Genomic DNA, 23,544 nt, shown 5'->3' on the forward strand with positions numbered 1-23,544 from the left:
CCAACCACAACGAAAACTGCGACGCCTGTTCCCTTCCCCACCCCGCTCCGGTAGTTTTCCCCCGTCATCACCGGAACCCCCCGCATGCCCGCGCAAGGACGCATGAGCGCTCCCAAGAAGGCCGCCCTGGCCTTCGTCCTGACCGTCTTCGCGATCACCTGGATCGCGCCGAAGAGCCCGTTCGAGCAAGCCATGCACAGCGCGCTGACCGTGGTCGGCCTGCTCTGGCTGTGGCGCCACGACCGCCGCTGGCCGCTGCGCGACGCGCATTTCCTCGCCATCTGCGGCTTCATGACGCTGCACTGCGTCGCCGCGCGCTGGCTGTATTCCTACGTGCCCTACGATCAGTGGATCCAATGGCTCACCGGCGGCTGGTCGCTGGACCGCGCGTTCGGCTTCCAGCGCAACCACTTCGACCGGCTGATCCATTTCCTCTACGGCGCCTGCTTCGCGCCGGCGCTGCGCGAGTACCTCCGCCAGCGCTGGCCGGCGCTGAGCGCGGGGCAGGCCTTCGTCCTCGCGGTGGCCGCGATCATGTGCACCAGCCTGATCTACGAATGGTTCGAGTGGGCCATCGCCCTGACTATGTCGCCGCAGGACGCGGAGTCCTACAACGGCCAGCAAGGCGACGTGTGGGACGCGCACACCGACATGTTTCTTGCCACACTGGGCTCGCTCGCCGCCTGGCCGCGCAAGCGCGCCGCCGGCTGAGCCCACGGGTTTCCGCTGCCCTGGACCGCTTCCGAGGAACCGCGCGCCATGAACGATCCGCTGCCGTCCGCCGCCGCGCCGAGCGCGCCGCCGTCTAAAGACGCCGCCCATCTCGATCTGATCGGCGTCTTCTATTACGTGCTCGCCGCCATCGCGGCGTTGTTCTCGCTGTTTCCGCTGATCCACGTGACCATGGGCGCGGCGATGATTTCCGGCGCGTTCGACCAGCCCGGCAACGGCGCGCCGCCGCAGATCGTGGGTTGGCTGTTCCTGGTCATGGGCGCGATCTTCATCCTCGTCGGCATGGCCTTCGCCGCGAGCATGGCGCTCGCCGGCCGACGCTTGCGGCAACGCCGCAGCTACACGCTGTGCCTGGTGCTGGCCGCGCTGAGCTGCATGTTCATGCCCTTCGGCACCGTAATCGGCGTCTTGGCCTTGGTGCTGCTGGTGAAACCCGAAGTCAAAGCGATGTTCGCCCCTGCCTGATCCATGCGCCCGGACCACGCCATGAACGCCCCTGCCGCCGACACGACCGCCGCCACCGACGCCAGCCATCTGCAGGTGCTGTCGATCTTCTATTACATCCTCGCCGCCCTCGGCGCGCTGTCGCTGCCGGTGGCCGGCGTGATGGCCGCGGTGATGTTGAACATTCCCAACCCGAACGCATCGGTGAACTTCCCGGAAGGGCGGGCGTATGCGCTGGGCCTGCTGGCCCTACTGGTGGCGGTCAATGTGGCCTTCGGCGTGGTGTCCTACCTCGCCGCCCAGCGCTTGCGCCAACGCCGCGGCCGCAAGCTCTGCCAGATCGCCGCCGCCCTGACCTGCCTGTCGTTTCCGTTGGGCACCGTGCTGGGCGTGTTCACCTTCGTCGTGCTGAACCGGCCCTCGGTGCGGGCGGCGTTCGACGCGCCGCGCTGACGCCCGCCGCCCGCGGGGCGCCCCGCGCGGCCGATCCGCCGCCCCGGAAAGCCTGAACGACAACCCGCCGAACTAGACAGGTCCACCCGCCTGTCCCCGCCGTGTCATCACCGGGTTGCGCCCGGTGCCCAAGCTGGAAGCCTGTCCCGCAGCGCCTCCGGCTTCCATGAACTACCGTCTCGCTCTGTTCGATATCGCCGGCACCACCGTGTCGGATCCGGGTTTCGTCGCCGAGGCCTTCGTCGGCGCGATGACCGCCGCCGGCCATCCCATCGAGGCGGAGACCTGCCGCGCGCTGATGGGCTACCGCAAGCCCGAAGCGATCGCGCGCCTGCTCGGCGAGTCGGCGACGCCGGCGAAGATCGAGGCGATCCACGACGATTTCGTCGCGCGCATGCTGCGCTGCTACCGCGAGCGGCCCGGCGTGGCGCCGCTGCCGGGCGCGGAATCGACCTTCGCCCTGCTGCGCGCGCACGGCATCAAGGTCGCGCTGAACACCGGGTTCTCGCGCGACATCGCCGAGGCCATCGTCGCGCGGTTGGACTGGCACGGCCGCATCGACGCGCTGATCGCCAGCGACGAGGTGCCGCAGGGCCGCCCCGCGCCGCACATGGCCCAGGCGCTGCTGCGCCGCTTCGGCATCGACGACGCGGCCGCGCTGGTCAAGATCGGCGACACCGAGGTCGACATCGGCGAAGGCCGCAACGCCGGTGCCGGCCTGGTGGTCGCGGTGACCACCGGCGCGTTCGCCCGCGCCGAACTGGAGCCGTATCGCCCCGACGCCATCGTCGATTCGCTGTTCGAGCTGCCGGCGCTGCTCGGCATCGACGCCGCCGTGCGCGACGACGCCGCATGAAAGCGCGCGTTTCCGCCGAGACGCTGCAATCCTGGCGGGTGACCCTGCTCGCCGGCGGCGCGGCGCTGATGGCGTACGCGAGCATGTACGCGTTCCGCAAGCCGTTCGCCGCGGCCTCGTTCCACGGCCAGCAGTGGTTGGACGTGGACTACAAGGTCTGGCTGGTGGTCGCGCAGATCCTCGGCTACATGTGCAGCAAGTTCCTCGGCATCGGCGTGATCGGCGGCCTGCGCCGCGAACGCCGCGCGCCGCTGATGCTGGTGTTGATCGGCAGCGCGTGGCTGGCCTTGCTCGGCTTCGCCGTGGTGCCGGCGCCTTGGAACATCCCGTTCCTGTTCCTCAACGGCCTGCCGCTGGGCATGGTCTGGGGTCTGGTCTTCAGCTATCTGGAAGGCCGCCGCACCACCGAGGCGATGGGCGCGATCCTGGCGTCGAGCTTCATCATGGCCTCGGGCATCGTCAAAAGCGTCGGCAAGTGGCTGCTGCTCAGCGGCGTGAACGAATTCTGGATGCCGTTCCTGACCGGCCTGCTGTTCGTGCCGCCGCTGCTGATCGCGCTGCGCCTGCTCGAACGCGTGCCCGCGCCCGACGCGGCCGACCGCGCCGCGCGCAGCGAGCGCTTGCCGATGAGCCGGGCCGAGCGCTTGGCGTTCGTGCGGCGCTTCCTGCCGGGCTTGGCGCTGATGATCGGCTGCTATGTCGCGCTGACCGTGGTGCGCGATTTCCGCGACAACTTCGAGGCGGAATTGTTCGCGGACCTCGGCTACGGCAACAACGCCGGCGTGTTCGCGCTGATCGAAACGCCGGTCGCCTTGGCCGTTCTCGCGTTGACCGCGGGGCTGACGTGGTTCCGCGACAACCTGCGCGGGCTGATGGCGCTGCACGGATTGATGTTCGCCGGCCTGATGGTCGCCGGCATCGCCACCCTCGCCTACCGCGCCGGCGCGCTGCCGCCGCTGTGGTGGCTGGCCTTGGTCGGCTTCGGTCTGTATCTGGCCTACGTGCCGTTCAACTGCGTGTTCTACGAACGCTTGATCGCGACCTTCCGCGTCGCCGGCAACGTCGGTTTCCTGATGTACCTGTCCGATGCCTTCGGCTATCTGGGCAGCGTCGCGGTGCTGCTGGCCAAGGAATTCTCCGGCCTGCAGCTGTCGTGGACCCAGTTCTTCGCCCAGATCGTGCTCGCGCTGAGCGCGGTCGGCGGCGCCTGCCTGTTGGCTTCGGCCGTGTATTTCCACCACCGCGCCAGCCGCCGCGCCGATGCGCCGGCGCTGGCGCCCGTCTGACCGCTTCGACCCACTCATTCCCGCATGAAAACTGATTCCGTACTCGTCGTCGGCGCCGGCATCGTCGGCCTCGCCATCGCCCGCGCGCTCGCCGTGCGCGGCCACCGCGTCACCGTGCTGGAGCGCTACGACCGCGCGGTCGGCGCCTCGGTGCGCAACTTCGGCATGATCTGGCCGATCGGCGTCACCAACGGCGCCGCCTACGAGCGCGCGCTGCGCTCGCGCGCGATCTGGCAAGAAGTGATCGACGGCGCGAAGCTGTGGCACGACCCTTGCGGTTCGCTGCACGTGGCCTACGCGCAGGACGAATGGGAGGTGCTGGCGCAATACGCCGACGCCAACCGCGCGCTGCGCCCGTGTTCGCTGCTCGGCCGCGACGAGGCCTTGGCGATCTCGCCGGCCCTGGTCGGCGGCGGCCTGCGCGGCGCGCTGTTCAACCGCGACGAAATGCTGGTCGATCCGCGCGAGGCCCTCGCCGCGCTGCCGGGTTATCTGCACGAGCGCTACGGCGTCGAATTCCATTGGCGCACGCCGGTCACCGCGGTGGAAACCGGCCGCGTCCATTCCGGCACCCGCCGCTTCGACGCCGACCGCGTGTTCGTGTGCAGCGGCCCGGAGTTCGAGCAACTGTTCCCGCAGCTCTACGCCGCCGCGCCGCTGACCCGCTGCAAGCTGCAGATGCTGCGGCTGGCGCCGCCGGCCGGCGATCTGCGCCTGGGCGCGGCGCTGTGCGGCGGCTTGTCGCTGGTGCATTACGCCGGCTTCCAGCAGGCCGCCGACGTGGCGCCGCTGCGCGCGCGCTATCAAGCGCAGTACGGCGAACTGATCGAGCTGGGCATCCACGTGATGGCCGCGCAGAACGGCCGCGGCGAGATCACCGTCGGCGATTCGCACGTCTACGCCCACACCCACGATCCGTTCGACGAGCACGCGATCAACGCCCAGGTGCTCGATTACCTGTCCGGCTTCCTGCGCCTGCCCGATCCGCGCCCGATCCAGACCTGGCACGGCATCTATCCCAAGCTCACCGACGGCAGCAGCGAATTCGTCGCCGAACCGCTGCCGGGCGTGACCATCGTCAACGCCGTCGGCGGCGGCGGCCTGGGCATGACCTTGAGCTTCGGGCTGGCCGAGGAGATCGTCGACGGCCGCTACGGCGCGGTGCGGCGCGCGGCCTGAGTGCGTCGTCGCGGCTCGGCGCCGCGATCCTTTCGCGGGCCATGGCGGCCTGACCCGCCATGGCCCGCGTCGTCCGCTCCGCTGGCTCCCCCATGGAGCGGCCGGTACCCGCCGGCGGGCGCGCTGCGCGCCCGGGCCGACCGCGCGGCGCATCCTTGGCCGACGCGGGACGGGCGGCACCTCCGTGTGCCTTGCTTCGACATCGCCGGTGCTTTCCGTCCGTGCGGCCCGCTGCTCGGAGCGGGCGTCGGGAAACCGCGGCGACGGCGTTCATTTAGCCCAACGACGGCGCGCATGGCGAGGCCTAAGCCGGGATCGAACCGGGACAACGTGGGAAGCTTTCGCGCGCGCGGGCGGCGCGCAACGCGCGGCCGCGAACGAGGTCACGCATGCAGCGTGAATCCCGGCAAATTCGCTCGGATATCGTCCCGCTTTGTGCCCTGGATTTGCTTGGACGCCGCGCGGCGCGGCTCCTAGGCTGACTGCGTCGCGCTCCCCGCGATGCAACCAGGAGACTCACCGATGCGCCCGCTCTTCAAGGGAATGACGATCCAGACCGCGACCGTCGCCACGCTGCTGCTCGCCGCCGCGCTCGGCGCCGGCGACGCGTCCGCTCACCAGACCAATCCGCAGTGCTATCTCGACGGCGTGCAGATTCGTCCGGTAGTGGAGTTCCGCTTCACTTCCAAGCAAGTCGCCGACTTCCACGCCGCGCTGCTGCGCCGCCCGCCGGCGCCGGGCGGCACCTGCCCGGCCGGCAAGGGCGCCGCCGGCGGCATGGTGACGCCGCGCTCGTGCGGTCAGGTCGACGACCATTGGGACGTGGCGACCAAGATGGCCGCCGAGTACTGCGCGAAAGTGCAGACCGCCGCGCGCGCGACCACGCCGGTGCCGGTCGCCGAAGTGAACGCCCCGGACAGCTATAGGGCCGCCGATCACCATCAAAGCTACACCTACAAAGCCGCCACCCCGACCATGCTGGTGCTGCAAGGCATGTGCGTGATCTGCGAGGTGCCCGCGGTATCGCCCGCGCCGAAGCAAAAGCGCGGCCGCTGAGCCGCGCCGTCCGCCGCAACGCCGTTCACACCAGGGCGTTGCGGCGGGTGTAGGCCAGCACCGCGTCGACGTGGCGCTGCAGTTCGCCGCGCACGCTTTCTTCCAGCGCGCATTCGGCCAGCACGTAATAGCCCGAGCGCAGCACGTCGCGCCAACGCGGTTGGCGCGGCAGCTTGGACAGGCTCAGATACCGCTCCATCGCCCGCGCGCGCAGGCGGCCGTCGTCGACGGTGACGCGCCAGATGCGGCTCTTTTCCGCCAGCTCCAAGCGGCCCTGGCCGGTGCTGCGCTCCCAGGCTTCGACCACCGCCAGCATCAGTTCGACCAAGGCGCGGCGGAACGAATGGCGCAAGGCTTCGTCGCCCGGCGCGGCCGGTTCGTCGCCCAATTCGATCGCGTCGGCGGCTCCGGCGGCTCCGGCGGCTTCGACCGCCGCGGGCGCGACAGCCGCGGCGGCGCGTTGCAGTCCGAGCACGATCGATCCCTCGCCCTGCCCGCTTTCGCTCAGCTGCGCCTGCAAGCGTTCGCCGCCGAACGAGAACGCCAGCGTCTGCGGCGCCGACGATTCTTCCAAATGCTCCAGCGCTTGGGCGAAGCGGCGCGCGTCCTCGCCGATGAGCAAGTCGCCGAAGCCGCGCCCCGCCACCGGCGCGGCCGCGCCGGGCTGCACCAGTTCGCTGGCGGCGCGGTTGGCGGCGAGCACTTGCCCGGCGCCGTCGAGCACCAGCACCGCGTCTTCGCGGCTGTCCAGCGCGGCTTGCAGGCGCGCGCGGTCGACGCCGAGTTCGTCGGCGGCGCGGCGGTAGTAATCGATCTCCTCGTCCAGGCGCGCGCGCCGCGCCGCCTCGGCAACGCGCGCGCGTTGCTGGCGACGTAGGAAGAACACGGTCACGCCGAGCAGCGCGGCCAAGGCCGAGACCACGGTCAGCCACAGCGCCAGACTGCGCACGCGGTTCTGCGCGGCCAGCGCGGCGATGGTGCGGTCGCGCTCGGCGGTTTCGAAGCGCAGTTGCAGCCACTTGGTTTCGCGGTCGTAGCGCGCCTCGCGCAGGGCGAGCGCGGCGGCGTCCGATTCGCGCAGCGCGGCCATCGCCTGCGGCCATTCGCCCAGCGCCTCGTGCGCGGCGGCGAGTTCGGCCAGCAGCGTCGGGCGGTCGCTGTCGCGCGGCGCCAGCGCGCGCAGCGCGGCGGCGGCGCGGTCGCGCGCGGCGCGCGGCTGGCCGCGCGCCAGGTCCGTGCGCACCGCCTGCAATTGCAGCGGCGCCGGCACGAGTTCGCCGTCGGCCGCCGACACCGCCTCCAAGCCGCTGTCGACCCAGCGCTGCGCCGCGGCGGCGTCCTCGCGCAGCAGCGCGGCGCGCGCCAGTTCGGCGTAGGTGCGCTGCAGGTATTTGCGGTTGTCCCGGTTCGCCGCGAATTCGTCGCGCGCTTGCAGCAGCAGCGCTTCGCCGCCGCGCAAGTCGCCGCTGTCGAGCAACGCGGCGCCCCAGGATTCCAGGGTGTGCGCGGCTTCGACGAGGTTGCCGGCGGCGCGGTGGATCTCGCGGGCCTGCCGGTAATAGCGCACCGCGCCGGACAGATCGCCCTGGCCGCGATAGATTTCGGCGAGGTTGTTGAGCGGACGCGCGACCTCGTTGCCGGGCAGGCCGCGCAACAGGCCGAGGCTGGCGGTCTGCGCCTGCACCGCGCCGCGCACATCGCCCAGGCGCAGCAGCGCGGCGCCGATGTTGCCCCAGCTCTTGCCTTGGGCGAGCCGGTTCTCCGAGCGCTCGGCCAGGGCCAGCGCGCGCTTGAACCAACCCAGCGCTTCCACCGGGCATTCGCTGTGGAATTCGAGCACGCCGCGTTGGCGCGCCAGCTCCTGCGCGACCGGCGGCGCCGGCGCGGCGCCGGCGGTCGCTTCGGCGCAGTCGAGCGCGCGCGCGGCATCGGCGTAGCGCGCGCCGTCCTGGTCCGCGCGACTGCGCTTGTACAACTGCGCCAGCAGCGCCGACTCGTCGCCGCCGGGTTCCAGGCCGTAGTCGCGCAAGCATTGCGCCGGATCCGGCAGCACCGCGGCCGCGCTGGCGCACACCGGCGCGGGCGTCGCCACGACGTTGCCGCCCGCCACGACCGCGCCGCTGAGCGACCACAACACCGCCGACACCATCGCCCCGCGCCCGATCCGATCCTTAGCCACTGCCCGCTCCCGTTTTCCCCTGACGGAAGCTTTGCCGATCCCGGCGCGAAGCGGAAGCGAGGCGGGCACGCGCGATCGCCACAGAAACCTGAACCAACGCGAGCGAAATCACACTCGGCATGGACTTCAATCGCAATCGCGCGAACCGGGGCATCGCGCCCCGATCCGATGCCGCCGCGCGCCGCCGCGCCGCAACCTCCGGCGCGGCGGCGCACGTTCTCAGCGCTGCAGACTCAAGCTCAGGTTGTCGGCGAAGGCGTCGCCTTGCGTGTTGCCGTGCTCGAAACGGATCTCGACTTCGGCCCATTGCGCGTCGGCCGGCACCGCGCCGCCGAGTTCGTAGCGCTGCATCGCGCCGTTGCCGCCGGCCGGCGCCAATTCGAACGCGGTGCCGGCGTACAGCGCTTGCAGCCCCGGCCAGCTGCCGGCGGTGATCGGCGCCGGATAGCCGGCGTCGGCGCGATCGAGCGTGCGGTCGTAGCGCAGATACTGGCCCGGCTTGAACAGATAGGACTTGCTGTTGGCGAAGTTCAGCGCGCCGGCCCAATGCGCCGGCCATTCGCCGGTGCCCGGCCAGGTGGATTCGGACAGGTAGCCCGGGTAGTAGCGGTCGGCGCGATCCAGATCGAGGTTGTAGCGGATGTATTGGTCGCGCTTGAAGAAGTACAGCTGGCTGCGGCTGAACATCAACACCGCGTCGAGATCGCGCGCGCCGCCGGCGAACTTCTCCAGGCCCGGCCAGTTCCCGGCGATCGGCAACGGATAGCCGGCATCGGCGCTGCGCGTGGCCAGATCGACGCGGATGTATTGGCTGCCCTTGAAGAAATACGCCTTGCCGCTGCCGCCATCGAAGGCTGCGTCGATGTCGCGCGCGCCGCCGTCGAACTTGTCCAGCCCCGTCCAGTTGCTGGCGATGGATTGCGGATAACCGGTGGCGACGCGGTCGGCGGCGATGTCGTAGCGGTAGTAGTCGCCGCCGCGGAACACGTGGCCGACGCTGCCGCTGCCGAAGCTGGCCATGCGCCGCTCGTCGTAGAAACGCAGGAACACCCGCGCGCGGTGGCCGCTGGACGCGCCCAGATCGGCCGACAGCGCGAAGCGCACGCCGCTCAGATCGAGCCCGCGCAAATCCACGCGCTGGCTCAGGGTGTTGCTGCGCGACGCGTCGCGGCCGATGAACAGGTTCGCGCCGCCGCCGGCCGGACGCGCCGGCAGCCACGAATACTGCGTGTAATCCACGACCTGCCCGCCGCCGCCCTTGCGCCAACCGGGCACGTCGCTGTCGTAAGCGCGGTCGCGGCGGCCGACCGAATATTCGGCGTCGCCGTTGGCGAGCAGTTCGGCGCCGAACGCCGGCGCCGCCTCGCGCGCGGGCCGCTGCATCGGCCGGCCGTCGAGTCCGGCGGGCACGGCCAGGCCCAGATGCGCGAGGATGCTGGGCGCGACGTCGACCTGACGCGGCGCCAACCGCAACGGTTCCAGCCCGAGCTTGGGCACCGACGCGCCGCTGAAGGCGATCAGGGTCTTGCGGTCGTCCGGCGTGTTGTGGCCGTGATGCACCGAGCCGCCATGGTCGGTGCCGACGACGATCAGCCAATCCTCGTCGGCGTAGCTCGGCCGCGCGCGCACCGCCGCCATCAGCTTGCCGATCGAGGCATCGACGCCGCGGATCGCCGCGGTGTAGCCGTCGGCGTCGCGATTGAAATAGGTGCCGGCGTGGCCGGCGCCGTCGGGTTCGTTGAAGTCCAGCAGCAGCGCGTCCGGGCCGGCCGGCTGCGCCAGCAGTTCCAGCGCCTTGGCCAGCACCTTGGCGTCGCTGCCGGCGTTGAAGACGGTATCCACGCCGGTCCACGGCAGCTGCGTGGCCAACGGCGACCACGCCACCGCGACCGCGGTGTTCTTGTCCGGCGCGGCGCGTTCGATCCGGGTCAGCACGTCGGGCCAGTCGACGTAATTCTTGCCGCTGAAGCTGTTGTCGTAGACGCCGTGCTTGTCGCGTTCCACGCCGGTGAACAGCGAGGACCAGCCGGTGCCGCTGATCGCGGTGTCGGCGGTGAGGCCTTCGCGGCCGAGATAGCCGTCGGCGACCAGCGCGTCGAGGTTCGGCGTGGCGACCGCGCCGTAAACGTCGCCGCGGAAACCGTCGGTGCCGATGAACAACACCTTCGGCGTCTTGGCGGCGGCGGGCGCACAGACCGCCAAGGCCAGCGCGAGCGCGGCGCTGAGCGGACGAAGGACGGTGCGGGTAACAGTGCGAACGATCGGGCGATGCGACGGCATACGGCGTTCCTGCTGCGGATGGGAGCGCGCAGGCTAGAGGCCGATTGCATCGCCGGATGTGACCCGATCCGCGCAGCGGCGCGGGGTTGGACGGCATCGGTCACGATTCGGTCATCGTGCGATGAAAACGCGTGGATTCGATGCACATACGAAGCACATCGCTCCGTCGCATCGCGCTGAAACCGACGGCGCGCGCGTTCCGCGCCGCCGCGCTCAGCCTTCGTTGCTCACCATCAACTGCACCCAATCGCCGGCGAACGACGTCACCCCGAACTGCACCGGCGCGCCCTGCGGATCGACGTTGAGCGAATGCACGCACAGCACCGGCCGGCGCGTGGATTGGCCGAGCACGCGCGCGACCTCGGCGCTGGGCAGGCGCGCCATCACCGCGGTGTGCTTGCGCAGGTAATCGCGCACGCCGAACTCGGCCAGGGTACGGGTCACCGACAATTGTTCGGCGAACACTTTGTCCAGGCCGGGAAAACGCGCGGCCGGAAACCACGCCTCGCTGTGGTCGACGGTGCGGCCTTCGACTTCGCTGGAATACACCACGCGGTGCACGCGTTCGCCCGCGAGCAACCCGAGCGAGCGCGCCACCGCGCGCGGCGGCGACTGGGTGCCGGTTTCGATCAGGCGATAGCGGCTTTCCACGTTGAGATCGTGCATCGCCTTGCCGAAGCGGGTGCGCCGGCCGATCGGGTAGTGGTACGGATGCTCCTGCACGAAGCTGCCGCGCCCGGTTTCGGTGCGCAGGAAGCCGCGCTCCTCCAACGCCTCGATCGCGCGGCGCACGGTATGGCGGTTGACGCCGAAGCGCTTGGCCAGATCGAACGCGGACGGCAGCTTGTCGCCTTCGCTGAGCGCGCCGGCGCGGATGTCCTTGAGCAGCGCGGTTTCGATCTGCTGCCACAGCGGCATCGCGGCGTCGCGCTGGGCCGGATCGGCGGCGGCGACCGCGGTAGCGGGGGATGTCATACAACCTCCATCTGCGCTTGGTTCACTAGACAGGTCGCATCGCGCGTCCGTCGTCATGAGAACCCGCCGGCGTTGCATGACGGTGACAACCGCCCAGGCCTCGACCGGAACCGCAATGACCGTTGCCGAATTACTGCTCGATAACGCCCGACTGGTCCTGCCCGACCGCGTCGTCCACGGCCACCTGCGCGTCGCCGGCGGGCGCGTGCTGGAGTTCGGCGAAGGCCGCCTGCGTTCGCCGTCGGCGCTGGATTGCGGCGGCGATTACCTGCTGCCGGGACTGGTCGAGCTGCACACCGACAACCTGGAAAAACACCTGCTGCCGCGCCCCGGCGCGCACTGGCCCGCGGCCGCGGCGGTGCGCGCGCACGATGCGCAGTTGCTCGCGTCCGGCATCACCACCGCGCTCAACGCGATCTCGGTCGGCGAAGAAGAAGCCGAGGAAGCGGTCGAGCCGCGCGGCGTGCTGGCCGCGCTGGCGCAGGCGCGCGAGGACGGCGCGCTGCGCATCGAACACGGCGTGCACCTGCGCTGCGAGCTGCCCTGCCCGGATCTGCCGCAGCGCCTGCAACCGCTGCTGGACACGCCGCAGCTGCGCTTGCTGTCGCTGATGGACCACACGCCCGGGCAGCGCCAGTTCCACGATCTGGAGCGTTACCGCGCCTACGCCGCGCGCCACGGCAACGTCCGCGACGACGGCGCGTTCCAGGCCCAGGTGCGCCGCCTGCAAGACCTGCAGCACCGCCACGCCGCCGCGCACCGCCGCGTCGTGCTGGCGCTGGCGCGCGAACGCGGGCTGCCGCTGGCCAGCCACGACGATTCCGATCTGGCCCACGTCGCCGAAGCGGTCGAAGCCGGCGCGCGCATCGCCGAATTCCCGGTCAACCTCGCCACCGCGCGCGCCGCGCGCGCGGCCGGGCTGAGCGTGCTGGCCGGCGCGCCGAATCTGGTCCGCGGCGGCTCGCACAGCGGCAACGTCGCCGCGATCGATCTCGCCCGCGCCGGCGCGCTCGACGCGCTGTCGTCGGATTACGTGCCGGCGAGCCTGCTGCTGGCCGCGTTCCAGCTCGGCGAGTGGGACAGCATCGGGCTGCCGCGCGCGGTGGCGATGGTGACCCGCACGCCGGCGCGCGCGGCCGGCTTCGAGGACCGCGGCGAACTCGCCGCCGGCCAGCGCGCCGACCTGCTGCGCGTGCGCGTGGTGCGCGGCTTGCCGCTGCTCGACGCGGCGTGGGTGGCGGGCGAGCGCCGGTATTGAGCCGCGACGGCACCACTGGGATCGATACCGCCCGGCTCGACACCACCTGAATCGGCGCCGCCCGCCGATCCACTAGACAGGTCGCCCCGGCAGTCCGCACCGCGCGCGCGGGCCTTCATATCGCCTCGCTGTAATGCCGCCCCATCGCCGCCGCGGCGCGCATTCCACGAGATCCCATGAACGTCCTCACCCGCACTCCTCTGGCTTCGGCCCTGTTCGCCGCGCTGCTGCCCCTGGCCGGCCACGCCGCCGCGCCCGTCGCCGACGCCGCGGCCGCCGGCGCGCCGCTCGAGCACGGCGACGCCGCCACGCTCGACACCATCTCGGTGATCGGCCATCGCGACACCCGCCAGGTCCAGCACGTCGGTCAGGTCGAACTGCAATCGGTCGCGCCGGGCACCAACCCGGTCAAGGTGCTGGAGAAGCTGCCCGGCGTGCATTTCGTCAGCTCCGACCCGTGGGGCAGCTACGAATGGTCGAACCGCATCGCCATCCGCGGCTTCGCTCAGAACCAGCTCGGCTACGCGCTCGACGACATCCCGCTCGGCGACAACAGCTACGCCAACAACAACGGCCTCTCGCCGAACCGCGCGATCCTGCCGGAGAACGTGGCCGAACTCGAACTGGCGCAAGGCGCCGGCGCGCTGCGCATTCCCTCCACCAGCAACCTCGGCGGCGCGTTGCTGCTGCATTCCTCCGACCCGGCCGCCGAGTTCGGCGCGCGCGCAGGATTCGCGTTCGGCGACAACGCCACCCTGCGCAGCTTCGTGCGCGTGGACACCGGCGACCTCGGCGGCTTCAGCGCCTACGTCTCGGGCATGCGCAACGAGGCCGACCGCTGGAAAGGCGCGGGCGTGCAGGAACAGCAGCAGTTCAACGGCAAGGCCGTGTACCAGTGGGACAAGGGCCGCGTCGCGCTGTGGCTGTCGAACTCGCGCCGCAACGAAACCGACGACCCGGACCTCTCGCTCGACCTGATCCGCCGCTGCGGCTACGACTGGGACAACTACGCGCCGGACTGGCAGCGCGCGCTCGACGCCGCCAACGGCCGCTTCAGCGGCTGCGTCAAGACCAAGGACGACGCGTACTACCTCGCGCGCGGCCTGCGCAACGACGATCTGGCCGCGCTGTCGGGCGAATTCGACCTCAGCGACGCGCTGCGCCTCAACGCCACCGGCTATTACCACCGCAACGAAGGCCAGGGCCACTGGTTCACGCCCTACATCAGTTCGCCGACGATTCCGATGGCGCTGCGCATCACCAGCTACGACATCGAACGCAGCGGCTTCAACGCGCGGCTGAGCTACGCCGTCGGCAACCACACGCTGGAAGGCGGCGTGTGGCTGGAGGACAGCGTGCACGGCGCCGGCCGCAGCTTCGTCAACATCGCCGGCCCCATCGATGATCAGCGCTTCTTCGACCGCAGCGAGTTCGCCCAGCGCCTGTTCCGCCAGCGCTTCGACACCCGCACCCGCCAGTGGTATCTGCAGGACACGATGCGCTTCTTCGACGAACGCCTGACCGTCAACGCCGGTTTCAAGGGCCAGGACGTGGTCACCGACGGCACGGTCGTCGTCGCCGGCCGCGCCGGCGGGCGCCTGAGCGCGCGCGACGGCTTCCTGCCGCAGCTCGGCGCGTCGTGGCAGTTGAACGAGCGCAGCGACGTGTTCGCCAACTACGCCGAGAATCAGGCCGCGTTCCGCCCCGGCGTCAACGGCGCGTGGTCGCTGACCCAGGCCTCGTTCGACCTCAGCCGCGCCACCGCCAAGCCCGAGCAGTCCAAGACCCTGGAACTGGGCTGGCGCTACGGCGACGAGCATTACCAACTTTCCACCACGCTGTACGGCGTGAACTTCGACGACCGCCAGTTGGTGATCGTGCCCTGCCCCGGCGTGGTCAGTTGCCCGAACCAGTTCGCCAACGTCGGCAAGGCGCGCACGCTCGGCGGCGAAGTCGCGTTCGTGTGGACGCCGAACGAACACCTGCGCTGGCTGACCAGCTATGCGTACAACGATTCGCAGTACCGCTCGAATTACGTCACCGGCGGCAAGTTGGTGGAGGTGCGCGGCAAGCAGATGGTCGACACGCCGAAGCAGTTGTTCGCGACCGAACTGAGCTACGGCATCGGCGAGGTCGAACTGCGGTTGGGCGGCAAGTACACCGGCAAGCGCTACTACACCTACAGCAACGACGCCGGCACCGACGCGTTCTGGCTGTGGGACGCGGGGGTGAGCTGGCAGAAGCGCGATCTCGGCCAGATCAAGTCGCTGCGGGTCGGGCTCAACGTCTACAACCTGCTCGACAAGACCTACATCGCCACGCTCGGCAGCAACGGCTTCCGCGATTACGACCCGCAGGGCACGTTCCAGACCCTGCTGACCGGCGCGCCGCGGCAGTGGTTCTTGTCGGTGGACGCGCAGTTCTGAGCGAGCGCGGCGGCGTCGTTGCAGGCAACGGCGCCGCGGCTTGGAGGGCGGCGAAAATCAAAATGGGTTCCGGCTTGCGCCGGAATGACGGAGGGGTGGGGCGACGCGATCCGCCGATGCCGAGGACCTGCCTCCTCCTCACCGTCATTGCCGAGGACCTGCGTCCTCCCCCTCACCGTCATTCCGGCGCAAGCCGGAACCCATTTTGACGTCGCCTTTCCCCATCGCCCCACCGCGATCCCCCGGATCGCCTAAAATGCCGCACCGCTCCCAACCCGCCGCCCGCAATGCCCCAGCCGCTTCCCCGCATCGCCGTCCTCGCATCGGGCCGCGGCAGCAACCTGCAGGCCGTGCTCGACGCGATCGCCGCCGGCACGCTGGACGGCGAGGTGGTCGGGGTGTTCTCCGACAAGCCCGCCGCGGCCGCGCTGCAGCGGGTCGCGCCGGACCGGCGCTGGTCGGCCGCGGCCAAGACCTACCCCACCCGCGACGCCTTCGACGCCGACCTCGCGCAGGCCGTCGCCGCCGTGCGCCCGGACTGGATCCTGTGCGCCGGCTATCTGCGCATCCTCGGCGCCGCCTTCGTCGAGCGCTTCCGCGGCCGCACGATCAACATTCACCCCTCGCTGCTGCCCAAGTACCGCGGCCTGCACACCCACGCGCGGGCGATCGAAGCCGGCGACCGCGAGCACGGCGCGAGCGTGCATTTCGTCATCCCCGAACTCGACGCCGGCGCGGTGATCGCGCAGGCCGTGGTGCCGGTGAACACCGGCGATACGCCCGAACTGCTGGCCGAACGCGTACTCGGTGTGGAACACCCGCTGCTGCTGGCAGTGATGCGTTTGGCGGTCTCGGGTCGGCTGGCTGAACACGGCGCAACCGTGCAGGTCGACGGTCATCCGCTATTTACGCCGCTGCGTTTAGATTTCGCCGGCCGTCTGACCGAACCGGACAGCGGCGCGGCGGTCTGACACCGCGCCCGGCGCGGCGCTTCGGGCCGCGCGCACAACGACCGCACCGCCCCCTTCCCTCCGCGCTTCGCGCACCAGGATCCGCCCGCGTCGTCATGAAGCCCTTCCTGCCCCTGCTGCTGGCCGCGCTGACCGGCGCGGCCGCGCCCACCAGCGCGCTGGCGCTGGAACCGTTCGTGGCCAACTACCAGGTGTTCAACGGCGGCAAGGCCCTCGGCGACGCCACCATGCAGGTCAAGCCCGAGGCCGGCCACTGGCGCATCGACCTGGACATGCGCGCCGAGCACGGCATGCTGAGCCTGGCCGGCGCCGCCGCGCAGCAGACCACGGTGTTCGATCTGGTCGGCGACGCCTACCGCCCGCTGAGCCAGACCATGGTGCGCAAGGTGCTGTTTTCCAAGCGCATCATCAACGGCGAGTACGACTGGGCCCAGCACAGCGCGCAGTGGAGCGGCGACGTCAAGGAACACCGGCGCAAGCCGATCCCGCTGCAGGACGGCGACATGAGCGGGCTGCTGATCAACCTCGCCGTGGTCCGCGACGCCCAGCCCGGCAAAACGCTGAGTTACCGATTCGTCGATTCCGGCCGCGCCCGCCCGCACCAATATGTGGTGCAGCAGGAGCTCGAAGGCGTCAAGATCGACGACATGAGCTTCAACGCGATGCGCGTCAACCGCGTGCAGAGCGGCAACGAGGAAACCTCGATCTGGGTTGTGGACGGCGTCCCCACCCCGGTCCGCATCTTGCAGCGCGAAGACGGCCAGGACACGTACGATCTTCGTCTGGTCGAATACAAAGGAGTCAACGAACAATGATGACCGCTAAGCTTCCGAACGTTTTCCGCATGGCCGCCTTGGCCGGCGCCCTGGCCGCGTTCAGCGCGCCGGCGCTCGCGGTGAAGCCCTTCAGCGCCGACTATTCGGCCAGCTACATGGGCATGCAGGGCGCGGGCCGCATGACCGTCTCCCAGGCCGACGGCAACCGCTGGAAGTACGAACTGTCGATCACCAGCCCGCTGGCCGAGGTCCGCCAGTCCACCACCTTCGACGAAGCCGGCGGCAAGCTGCGCCCGCTCAGCGGCAACGACTCGAGCAAGGTGCTGACCAAGAAGAAGAGCGTCACCGCCAGCTACGACTGGAGCCGCGGCGTGGCCACCTGGAGCGGCGACGTCAAGGGCGACCGCGCCGGCCCGATCAAGCTGCAGAACGGCGACCTCGACGCGCTGCTGGTCAATCTGGCGATCGTGCGCGACGCCACCGCCGGCAAGCCGATGAGCTACCGCATGGTAGACGGCGGCCGGGTCAAGGAACTGAGCTACAGCGTGGTCGGCAAGGAAACGATCAGCGTGGGCGGCAAGTCGCAGCAGGCGACCAAGGTGTCGAGCAAGAACGGCGACAAGGAAACCATCGCCTGGGTCGTCGCCGACGTGCCGGTGCCGGTGCGCATCCTGCAGCGCGACAACGGCAGCGACGCGATCGACCTGCGGGTGCAGGCGGTGCGCTGAGCCTTTCGCCGCGATACGCAGCGCCCTCGCCCCAACCCTTTCCCGCAAGCCGGGAAGGGAACGAAAAGCCCCGCGAATGCGGGGCTTTTCGTTTCCGCTCGCCGCTGACGCATCCCGCGCTGCGCTCTTGCTCCCTCTCCCGCTTGCGGGAAGGGCTGGGGGGTGAGGGAAATGAGTGCCGCAGGCGCGAATGCTTTATGGCTCGAACGGCAAGGTCCGCAAGCAAAAGCGCCCTCACCCTGCCCCTCTCCCGCAAGCGGGAGAGGGAAAACGAAAAGCCCCGCGGATGCGGGGCTCTTCTCGATCGTCCTGCAACGTCGCGTCGTCAGGCGCTCAATCGATCCGACGGATCTTCGCCCCCAGCCCCGACAGCTTCTTCTCGATGTTCTCGTAGCCGCGGTCGAGGTGGTAGATGCGGTCGATTGTGGTCTCGCCCTGCGCCACCAGACCGGCCAGGATCAGCGAGGCCGAAGCGCGCAGGTCGGTCGCCATCACCGGCGCGCCGCTGAGCTTGCTCACCCCGCGCACCACCGCGGTGTGGCCGTCGACGCGGATGTCCGCGCCCAGGCGCAGCAGTTCGTTGACGTGCATGAAGCGGTTTTCGAAGATCGTCTCGTTGATGACGCCGGCGCCCTCGGCGGTGCAGTTGAGCGCCATGAACTGCGCCTGCATGTCGGTGGGGAACGCCGGGTACGGCGCGGTCACCAGATCCACCGCGCGCGCGCGGCGGCCGCCCATGTCCAAGGTGATGCGGTCGCCGTCGACCTCGATCTGCGCGCCCGCGTCGCGCAGCTTGTCGAGCACCGAATCCAGCGTGTCGGCGCGGCTGCCGGTGACGACGACGCGGCCGCCGGTCATCGCCGCGGCGACCAGGAAAGTGCCGGTTTCGATGCGGTCGGGCAGCACGTCGTGGCTGCCGCCGTGCAGTTTTTCGACGCCGTGCACGACGATGCGGCCGCTGCCGGCGTTCTCGATGCGCGCGCCCAGGGCGTTGAGGCAATCGGCCAGATCGACCACCTCCGGCTCCATCGCCGCGTTCTCCAGCACGCTGGTGCCTTCGGCCAGCACCGCCGCCATGAGCACGTTCTCGGTGCCGGTGACGGTCACCACGTCGAACACGAAGCGCGCGCCCTTGAGGCGGCCGCGGCGCTGCGCCTTGATGTAGCCGTTCTCGACCACGATCTCCGCGCCGAGCGCCTGCAGACCCTTGATGTGCTGGTCGACCGGACGCGAACCGATCGCGCAGCCGCCGGGCAGCGAGACTTCGGCCTCGCCGTACTTGGCCAGCAGCGGGCCCAGCACCAGCACCGAGGCGCGCATGGTCTTGACCAGTTCGTACGGCGCGACGTGGCTGTTGACCGTGGTCGGGTCGACGGTGATCTGCGAGCCTTCGCTGACCACGCCGGCGCCGAGTTCGCCCAGCAGCTTGGCCGTGGTCAGCACGTCGTGCAGGCGCGGCACGTTGCGGATGGTCACCGGTCCATCGGCGAGCAAGGTCGCGCACAGGATCGGCAGGACGGCGTTCTTGGCGCCGGAGATCTGGACCTCGCCGTTGAGCGGCTGGCCGCCTTCCACCACGATTTTTTGCATTGACGGGTTCGCTGAAGTCGAAAGAGAGGGATCGCAAAGACCGGCGCCGCCGCGCTCGCGCGGGCCGCCGCCGGACAGAAGATAGCGTGAGCGGCGTCGCCGCCGCGACGCGACCGCCTAAGCGGATCGCGGGGCGCCCATGGTAGAAGCAGGCGCGCCCGGATGGGTGAGGCGACGGTGAAGTCGCCCGCCGGATCAAGCCTTGGCGGCTTCTTCCGGGGTCAGGGTCTTCAGCGCCAGGGCGTGGATTTCGCCGCCCATGCGCTCGCCCAGGGTCGCGTAGACCAGGCGGTGGCGGGCCAGCGGCAGCTTGCCGCGGAAGGCCTCGGCGACCACGGTGGCCTCGAAGTGCACGCCGTCGTCGCCGCGCACCTGCGCTTGCGCGCCGGGCAGGCCTTGTTCGATCAGGGAGCGGATGATGTCGGCGTTCACGGCGGAAACCTCTGGGCTGGAGCGGCCGGCGCCCGGCCGGCTGGCGATGGGAAGGGGATGTCGGCGGCGTCCTGCCCGCTCCGGCGCTGGACCGGGCCGGGCACGGCGTCGGGCCGTGCGGGCTGAATAGGAAAGGCCCGGCAACGGCGGATGTGCCGGCAGGGACGGCGCGGGGCGGACGAACCGCTTAGAATTGGCGGCTAGCCTAGCCGAAAGCCCCGGCTGCCGGAATGCCGGCCGCCGCAACGAGCGTTTCCACGGCCGCCCGCAAAGGCCGCCCACGGCCGCGCCGGCTTCCAATCCGCCCCCAGGATCGCCCTCGCCTCATGACCCAGTCCGTCCCCGCCCGCGCCCCGAACGCCACGATCCCCGCCGGGTCCGAGGCCGGCCTGGCCGAGAGCGGACGGCGGGTGTTCGCGATCGAGGGGCAGGCGCTGGCCGCGGTCGGCGAGCGCATCGACGGCGATTTCACCCGCGCCTGCCAGCGCATCCTCGCCGCCAGCGGGCGCGTGGTCTGCACCGGCATGGGCAAGTCCGGCCACATCGCGCGCAAGATCGCCGCGACCCTGGCTTCGACCGGCACCCCGGCCTTCTACGTCCATCCGGGCGAAGCCGGCCACGGCGACCTGGGCATGATCACCGACGCCGACGTGGTCCTGGCCCTGTCCTACTCCGGCGAAAGCGACGAAGTGCTGATGCTGCTGCCGGTGCTCAAGCGCCAAGGCAACGCGGTGATCGCGATGACCGGGCGGCCGCAATCGACCCTGGCGCGCGAATCCGACATCCATCTCGACGTCAGCGTGCCGGCCGAAGCCTGCCCGCTGGATCTGGCGCCGACCTCCAGCACCACCGCCTCGCTGGCGATGGGCGATGCATTGGCGGTGGCCTTGCTGGAAGCGCGCGGCTTCACCGCCGACGACTTCGCCCGTTCGCACCCGGCCGGCGCGCTCGGTCGCCGCCTGCTGCTGCACATCACCGACATCATGCACGCCGGCGACGAGGTGCCGCGCATCGGCGCCGACGCCAGCGTCAGCGAAGCGCTGGTGGAGATGAGCCGCAAGCGCCTGGGCATGACCGCGGTGGTCGACGGCGACGACCGCCTGATCGGCCTGTACACCGACGGCGACTTGCGCCGCACCCTCGACGATCCGGGCGTGGACCTGCGTTCGACCCGGATCGAGGAAGTCATGACCCGTTCGCCCAAGACCATCGGCGCCGACGCGCTCGCGGTCGAAGCCGCGCAGCTCATGGAAACCCACAAGATCAGCGGCGTGCTGGTCGTGGATACTGAACGCCGCGTGGTCGGAGCGCTCAATATTCACGACTTGTTGCGAGCGCGGGTGGTTTAAGAGCGAAGCGGGGAATGAAGGGAACTGGGAACAAGGGGAATGGCGAGCGCGATGCGCGCGGCCGTTCCGCAGCCTCCGCAGGTTCGCGCTTCGCTTCGTCCCATCCTCCCGCTACGCACCGACCATTCCCCTAATTCCCTTCATTCCCTTCATTCCCCTTCTCCCGTGCCCTACAGCCACCTAAACGACTACCCCGCCGACATCCGCGAGCGCGCCGCGCGCATCCGGCTGGCCTGCTTCGATGTCGACGGCACGCTCACCGACGGGCGGCTGACGTACGACGAGAGCGGACGCGAGTTCAAGAGCTTCCACGTCCAGGACGGCCAGGGCTTGGCGCTGTTGCGCAAGCACGGCATCGCGGTGCATTTCGTCACCGCGCGCGGCGGCGCGATCGCCGCGCATCGCGCCGCCGAGCTCGGCGCGAGTTCGCACGGCGACGTCAAAGACAAGCTGGTGTGCGTGAAGCAGATCGCCGAAAGCCTGTCGCTGACGCTCGAGCAAGTCGCCTTCATGGGCGACGACCTCGCCGACCTGCGCATCCTTCCGCACGTCGGTCTCGCGGTCGCGCCGGCCAACGCGCACCCGTGGGTGCGCGAGCGCGTGCACTGGCGCACCCACGCGCGCGGCGGCGAAGGCGCGGCGCGCGAGCTGTGCGATCTGCTGCTGGGCGCGCAAGGCCACGCCGACGCGGTCCTGGCCGGAGCCTTGGGATGAACTGGCGCTTCCTCTCCACGGTGATTTTGCTCGCCGCCGCCGCGCTCACCGGCTGGGCATGGTGGTCGCAGCGCGACAAGCCGACGACGACCGCGTCGGAGTCGCGCCCGGATTACGTGCTGACCGATTTCAACGTGGTCGTGCTCGACAAGGACGGCCGCGAATCCTTCACCCTCAAGGCGCCGAAGCTGACCCGCAACCCGGCCGACAAGACCATGGACGTGGCCACGCCGCTGTTCCAGATCCCGGCCAAGCCGGGCAGCAACGGCGGCCCGTGGGAAGTGCGCTCGCAGCGCGGCTGGGTCAACGCCGAAGGCGACGAAGTGCGCCTGCGCGGACAGGTCAAGGCCGACAGCACCAACGCCGACGGCAAGCCGATCAACATCGCCACCGAGGAACTGAACGTGTTCCCGGACACCAACAAGGCCACCTCGGCGGTCGCGGTCAACATGGTCCAGCCCGGCACTATACTGAGCGGTCTGGGTCTGGACGCCGATCTCGAGACCAAGAACCTCACCCTCAAATCCAACGTCAAGGCGCGCTATGAAGCGAAAGCCCGCTAATCTGCCGGCCCTGTGCCTGCTCGCCGCGCTGCTGGCGCCGGCCATGGCCGCGCACGCGCGCTCGTCCGACCGCAATCAGCCGATGAACGTCGACGCCGATTCCAGCAGCTGCTCGACCGCCGACGACGGCCCGTGCATCCTCACCGGCAACGTCAAGGCCGTGCAGGGCACGCTGCTCATCAACGCCGCCAAGGCCGACATCCGCCGCGCCGGCGGGGAGCTCAGCACCGTCCAGCTGACCGGCAATCAGGCCACGATCAAGCAAGAGCTCGACGACGGCTCGCCGTTCAACGGCCGCGCCAACAAGATCGACTACGACGTGAACAAGGACACCGTCGTGCTCACCGGCAACGCCTTCGTCGACAAGGCCGGCGACACGATCAAGAGCGAGCGCATCGTCTACAACATGAAGTCGGGCCAGATCGAAAGCGGCGGCACCGGCGGCCGCGTGTCGATGCAGCTGCAGCCCAAGAACAAGGACGCGTCCGCCGCGCCCGCGCCGAAGCCGGCCGCGCCCAAGCCCGCGCCGGCCAAGCCCGCCAAGAAGGGAGGCGGCTGATGCTGGTCGCCCAAGGCCTGCGCAAGGCGTACCGCCAGCGCGAGGTGGTGCGCGATTTCGGCCTCACCCTCGACGCCGGCGAAGTGGTCGGCCTGCTCGGCCCCAACGGCGCCGGCAAGACCACCTGCTTCTACATGATCGTCGGCCTGGTCCCCGCCGACGCCGGGCAGATCGTGCTCGACGGCAAGGACATCACCAGCGAGCCGATGTACGCGCGCGCCAAGTACGGCGTGGGCTATCTGCCGCAGGAACCGTCCGTGTTCCGCAAGCTCAGCGTCGCCGACAACCTGCGTCTGGTGCTGGAGCTGCGCGAGGATCTCGACCGCGCCGGCATCGAGCGCGAGCAAGCCAGCCTGATGGACGAGCTGCAGATCGGCCACGTCGCCGATCAGCTCGGCGCCAGCCTGTCCGGCGGCGAACGCCGGCGCGTGGAAATCGCCCGCGCCCTCGCAGCCCGGCCGCGGCTGATGCTGCTCGACGAACCCTTCGCCGGCGTCGACCCGATCTCGGTCGGCGAGATCCAGCGAATCGTGCGCCACCTCAAGAATCGCGGGATCGGGGTCCTCATCACCGACCACAACGTGCGCGAAACCTTGGGCATTTGCGATCGTGCGTATATCCTGAACGACGGCGGCGTGCTCGCGCAGGGGGCTCCGGACGCGCTGCTGGCCAATCCCGATGTCCGTCGCGTGTATCTGGGCGACTCCTTCCGTCTGTAACCTCGAGCCGGCTGTACGT

General features: G+C 70.1%; 22 protein-coding genes. 17 read left to right on the plus strand and 5 right to left on the minus strand.

Translation table 11 applies throughout. The features are described from left to right. Window positions 1–102 precede the first annotated feature (102 nt). The 7 genes from J5226_RS23405 (at window position 103) to J5226_RS23435 (ending at window position 6,006) form a co-directional block, all read left to right on the plus strand. Window positions 103–711, plus strand: a complete 609-nt coding sequence (locus tag J5226_RS23405) for a DUF2238 domain-containing protein (protein WP_215837351.1) — start codon at window positions 103–105, stop codon at window positions 709–711. Window positions 712–759: 48 nt separating this feature from the next. Further along, a complete protein-coding gene (locus tag J5226_RS23410; protein ID WP_215837352.1) occupies window positions 760–1,197 on the plus strand; it encodes a hypothetical protein in 438 nt (145 codons plus the stop codon). A 21-nt stretch (window positions 1,198–1,218) separates the two neighbouring features. Then, window positions 1,219–1,629: a hypothetical protein gene (locus J5226_RS23415; RefSeq protein ID WP_215837353.1), complete on the plus strand. Its 411-nt coding sequence runs from the start codon at window positions 1,219–1,221 to the stop codon at window positions 1,627–1,629. 166 nt (window positions 1,630–1,795) lie between these two features. Continuing rightward, complete coding sequence (locus J5226_RS23420; RefSeq protein WP_215837354.1) at window positions 1,796–2,485, plus strand: HAD family hydrolase; 690 nt, start codon at window positions 1,796–1,798, stop codon at window positions 2,483–2,485. Next, window positions 2,482–3,771 (plus strand): DUF5690 family protein, encoded by a 1,290-nt coding sequence (locus tag J5226_RS23425; protein WP_215837355.1) that lies wholly within the window; start codon window positions 2,482–2,484, stop codon window positions 3,769–3,771. The genes J5226_RS23420 and J5226_RS23425 overlap by 4 nt, the downstream gene beginning before the upstream one ends. A gap of 24 nt (window positions 3,772–3,795) precedes the next feature. Continuing rightward, complete coding sequence (locus tag J5226_RS23430) at window positions 3,796–4,950, plus strand: TIGR03364 family FAD-dependent oxidoreductase (RefSeq protein WP_215837356.1); 1,155 nt, start codon at window positions 3,796–3,798, stop codon at window positions 4,948–4,950. Window positions 4,951–5,472: 522 nt separating this feature from the next. Then, window positions 5,473–6,006, plus strand: a complete 534-nt coding sequence (locus J5226_RS23435) for a hypothetical protein (protein WP_215837357.1) — start codon at window positions 5,473–5,475, stop codon at window positions 6,004–6,006. Between the two features lie 25 nt (window positions 6,007–6,031). On the opposite strand, the gene J5226_RS23440 is transcribed toward J5226_RS23435, so the two are convergent. From J5226_RS23440 to phnF, 3 genes are all read right to left on the minus strand, one after another. Continuing rightward, window positions 6,032–8,185 carry a tetratricopeptide repeat protein gene (locus J5226_RS23440; RefSeq protein WP_215837358.1) on the minus strand — a complete coding sequence of 718 codons (2,154 nt, stop codon included), beginning with the start codon at window positions 8,183–8,185 and terminating at the stop codon, window positions 6,032–6,034. Window positions 8,186–8,404: 219 nt separating this feature from the next. Continuing rightward, the gene (locus J5226_RS23445) at window positions 8,405–10,465 is read right to left on the minus strand and encodes a hemopexin repeat-containing protein (RefSeq protein WP_215837359.1); all 2,061 of its coding nucleotides are present in this window, start codon (window positions 10,463–10,465) and stop codon (window positions 8,405–8,407) included. Window positions 10,466–10,678: 213 nt separating this feature from the next. Beyond that, a complete protein-coding gene (phnF, locus tag J5226_RS23450) occupies window positions 10,679–11,440 on the minus strand; it encodes a phosphonate metabolism transcriptional regulator PhnF (RefSeq protein WP_215837360.1) in 762 nt (253 codons plus the stop codon). Between the two features lie 115 nt (window positions 11,441–11,555). Here phnF and J5226_RS23455 point away from each other — a divergent pair, with 115 nt between their 5' ends. From J5226_RS23455 to J5226_RS23475, 5 genes are all read left to right on the plus strand, one after another. Beyond that, a complete protein-coding gene (locus J5226_RS23455) occupies window positions 11,556–12,698 on the plus strand; it encodes an alpha-D-ribose 1-methylphosphonate 5-triphosphate diphosphatase (protein ID WP_215837361.1) in 1,143 nt (380 codons plus the stop codon). Window positions 12,699–12,874: 176 nt separating this feature from the next. Continuing rightward, window positions 12,875–15,124, plus strand: coding sequence for a TonB-dependent receptor (locus J5226_RS23460; protein WP_215837362.1), 2,250 nt, complete (start codon window positions 12,875–12,877; stop codon window positions 15,122–15,124). Between the two features lie 287 nt (window positions 15,125–15,411). Continuing rightward, the gene (gene purN, locus J5226_RS23465) at window positions 15,412–16,095 is read left to right on the plus strand and encodes a phosphoribosylglycinamide formyltransferase (protein WP_215837363.1); all 684 of its coding nucleotides are present in this window, start codon (window positions 15,412–15,414) and stop codon (window positions 16,093–16,095) included. Window positions 16,096–16,190: 95 nt separating this feature from the next. Next, entirely contained in the window at window positions 16,191–16,910 is a 720-nt protein-coding gene (locus J5226_RS23470) for a DUF3108 domain-containing protein (RefSeq protein ID WP_215837364.1), read from the plus strand. Beyond that, window positions 16,910–17,599, plus strand: a complete 690-nt coding sequence (locus J5226_RS23475; RefSeq protein WP_215837365.1) for a DUF3108 domain-containing protein — start codon at window positions 16,910–16,912, stop codon at window positions 17,597–17,599. The genes J5226_RS23470 and J5226_RS23475 overlap by 1 nt, the downstream gene beginning before the upstream one ends. A 333-nt stretch (window positions 17,600–17,932) precedes the next feature. Here the strand turns inward: J5226_RS23475 and murA are convergent, their stop codons facing one another. Both murA and J5226_RS23485 read right to left on the minus strand, forming a co-directional pair. Further along, complete coding sequence (gene murA / locus J5226_RS23480) at window positions 17,933–19,189, minus strand: UDP-N-acetylglucosamine 1-carboxyvinyltransferase (RefSeq protein WP_215837366.1); 1,257 nt, start codon at window positions 19,187–19,189, stop codon at window positions 17,933–17,935. Window positions 19,190–19,384: 195 nt separating this feature from the next. Beyond that, on the minus strand, window positions 19,385–19,621 hold the full coding sequence (locus J5226_RS23485) for a BolA/IbaG family iron-sulfur metabolism protein (protein WP_215837367.1): 237 nt from the start codon (window positions 19,619–19,621) through the stop codon (window positions 19,385–19,387). Between the two features lie 326 nt (window positions 19,622–19,947). Between J5226_RS23485 and J5226_RS23490 the strand changes: the two genes are divergently transcribed. The 5 genes from J5226_RS23490 (at window position 19,948) to lptB (ending at window position 23,525) form a co-directional block, all read left to right on the plus strand. Then, window positions 19,948–20,970, plus strand: coding sequence for a KpsF/GutQ family sugar-phosphate isomerase (locus J5226_RS23490; RefSeq protein WP_215837368.1), 1,023 nt, complete (start codon window positions 19,948–19,950; stop codon window positions 20,968–20,970). Between the two features lie 165 nt (window positions 20,971–21,135). Next, complete coding sequence (locus J5226_RS23495; protein ID WP_215837369.1) at window positions 21,136–21,684, plus strand: HAD hydrolase family protein; 549 nt, start codon at window positions 21,136–21,138, stop codon at window positions 21,682–21,684. Beyond that, window positions 21,681–22,247 carry an LPS export ABC transporter periplasmic protein LptC gene (lptC, locus tag J5226_RS23500; protein WP_215837370.1) on the plus strand — a complete coding sequence of 189 codons (567 nt, stop codon included), beginning with the start codon at window positions 21,681–21,683 and terminating at the stop codon, window positions 22,245–22,247. The genes J5226_RS23495 and lptC overlap by 4 nt, the downstream gene beginning before the upstream one ends. Beyond that, the gene (gene lptA / locus J5226_RS23505; RefSeq protein WP_215837371.1) at window positions 22,228–22,806 is read left to right on the plus strand and encodes a lipopolysaccharide transport periplasmic protein LptA; all 579 of its coding nucleotides are present in this window, start codon (window positions 22,228–22,230) and stop codon (window positions 22,804–22,806) included. Before lptC ends, lptA begins: the two co-directional genes overlap by 20 nt. Further along, entirely contained in the window at window positions 22,806–23,525 is a 720-nt protein-coding gene (gene lptB, locus J5226_RS23510; RefSeq protein ID WP_215837372.1) for an LPS export ABC transporter ATP-binding protein, read from the plus strand. The genes lptA and lptB overlap by 1 nt, the downstream gene beginning before the upstream one ends. Window positions 23,526–23,544 lie beyond the last annotated feature (19 nt).

It is taken from the genome of Lysobacter sp. K5869, assembly GCF_018847975.1.
Classification (GTDB): domain Bacteria; phylum Pseudomonadota; class Gammaproteobacteria; order Xanthomonadales; family Xanthomonadaceae; genus Lysobacter.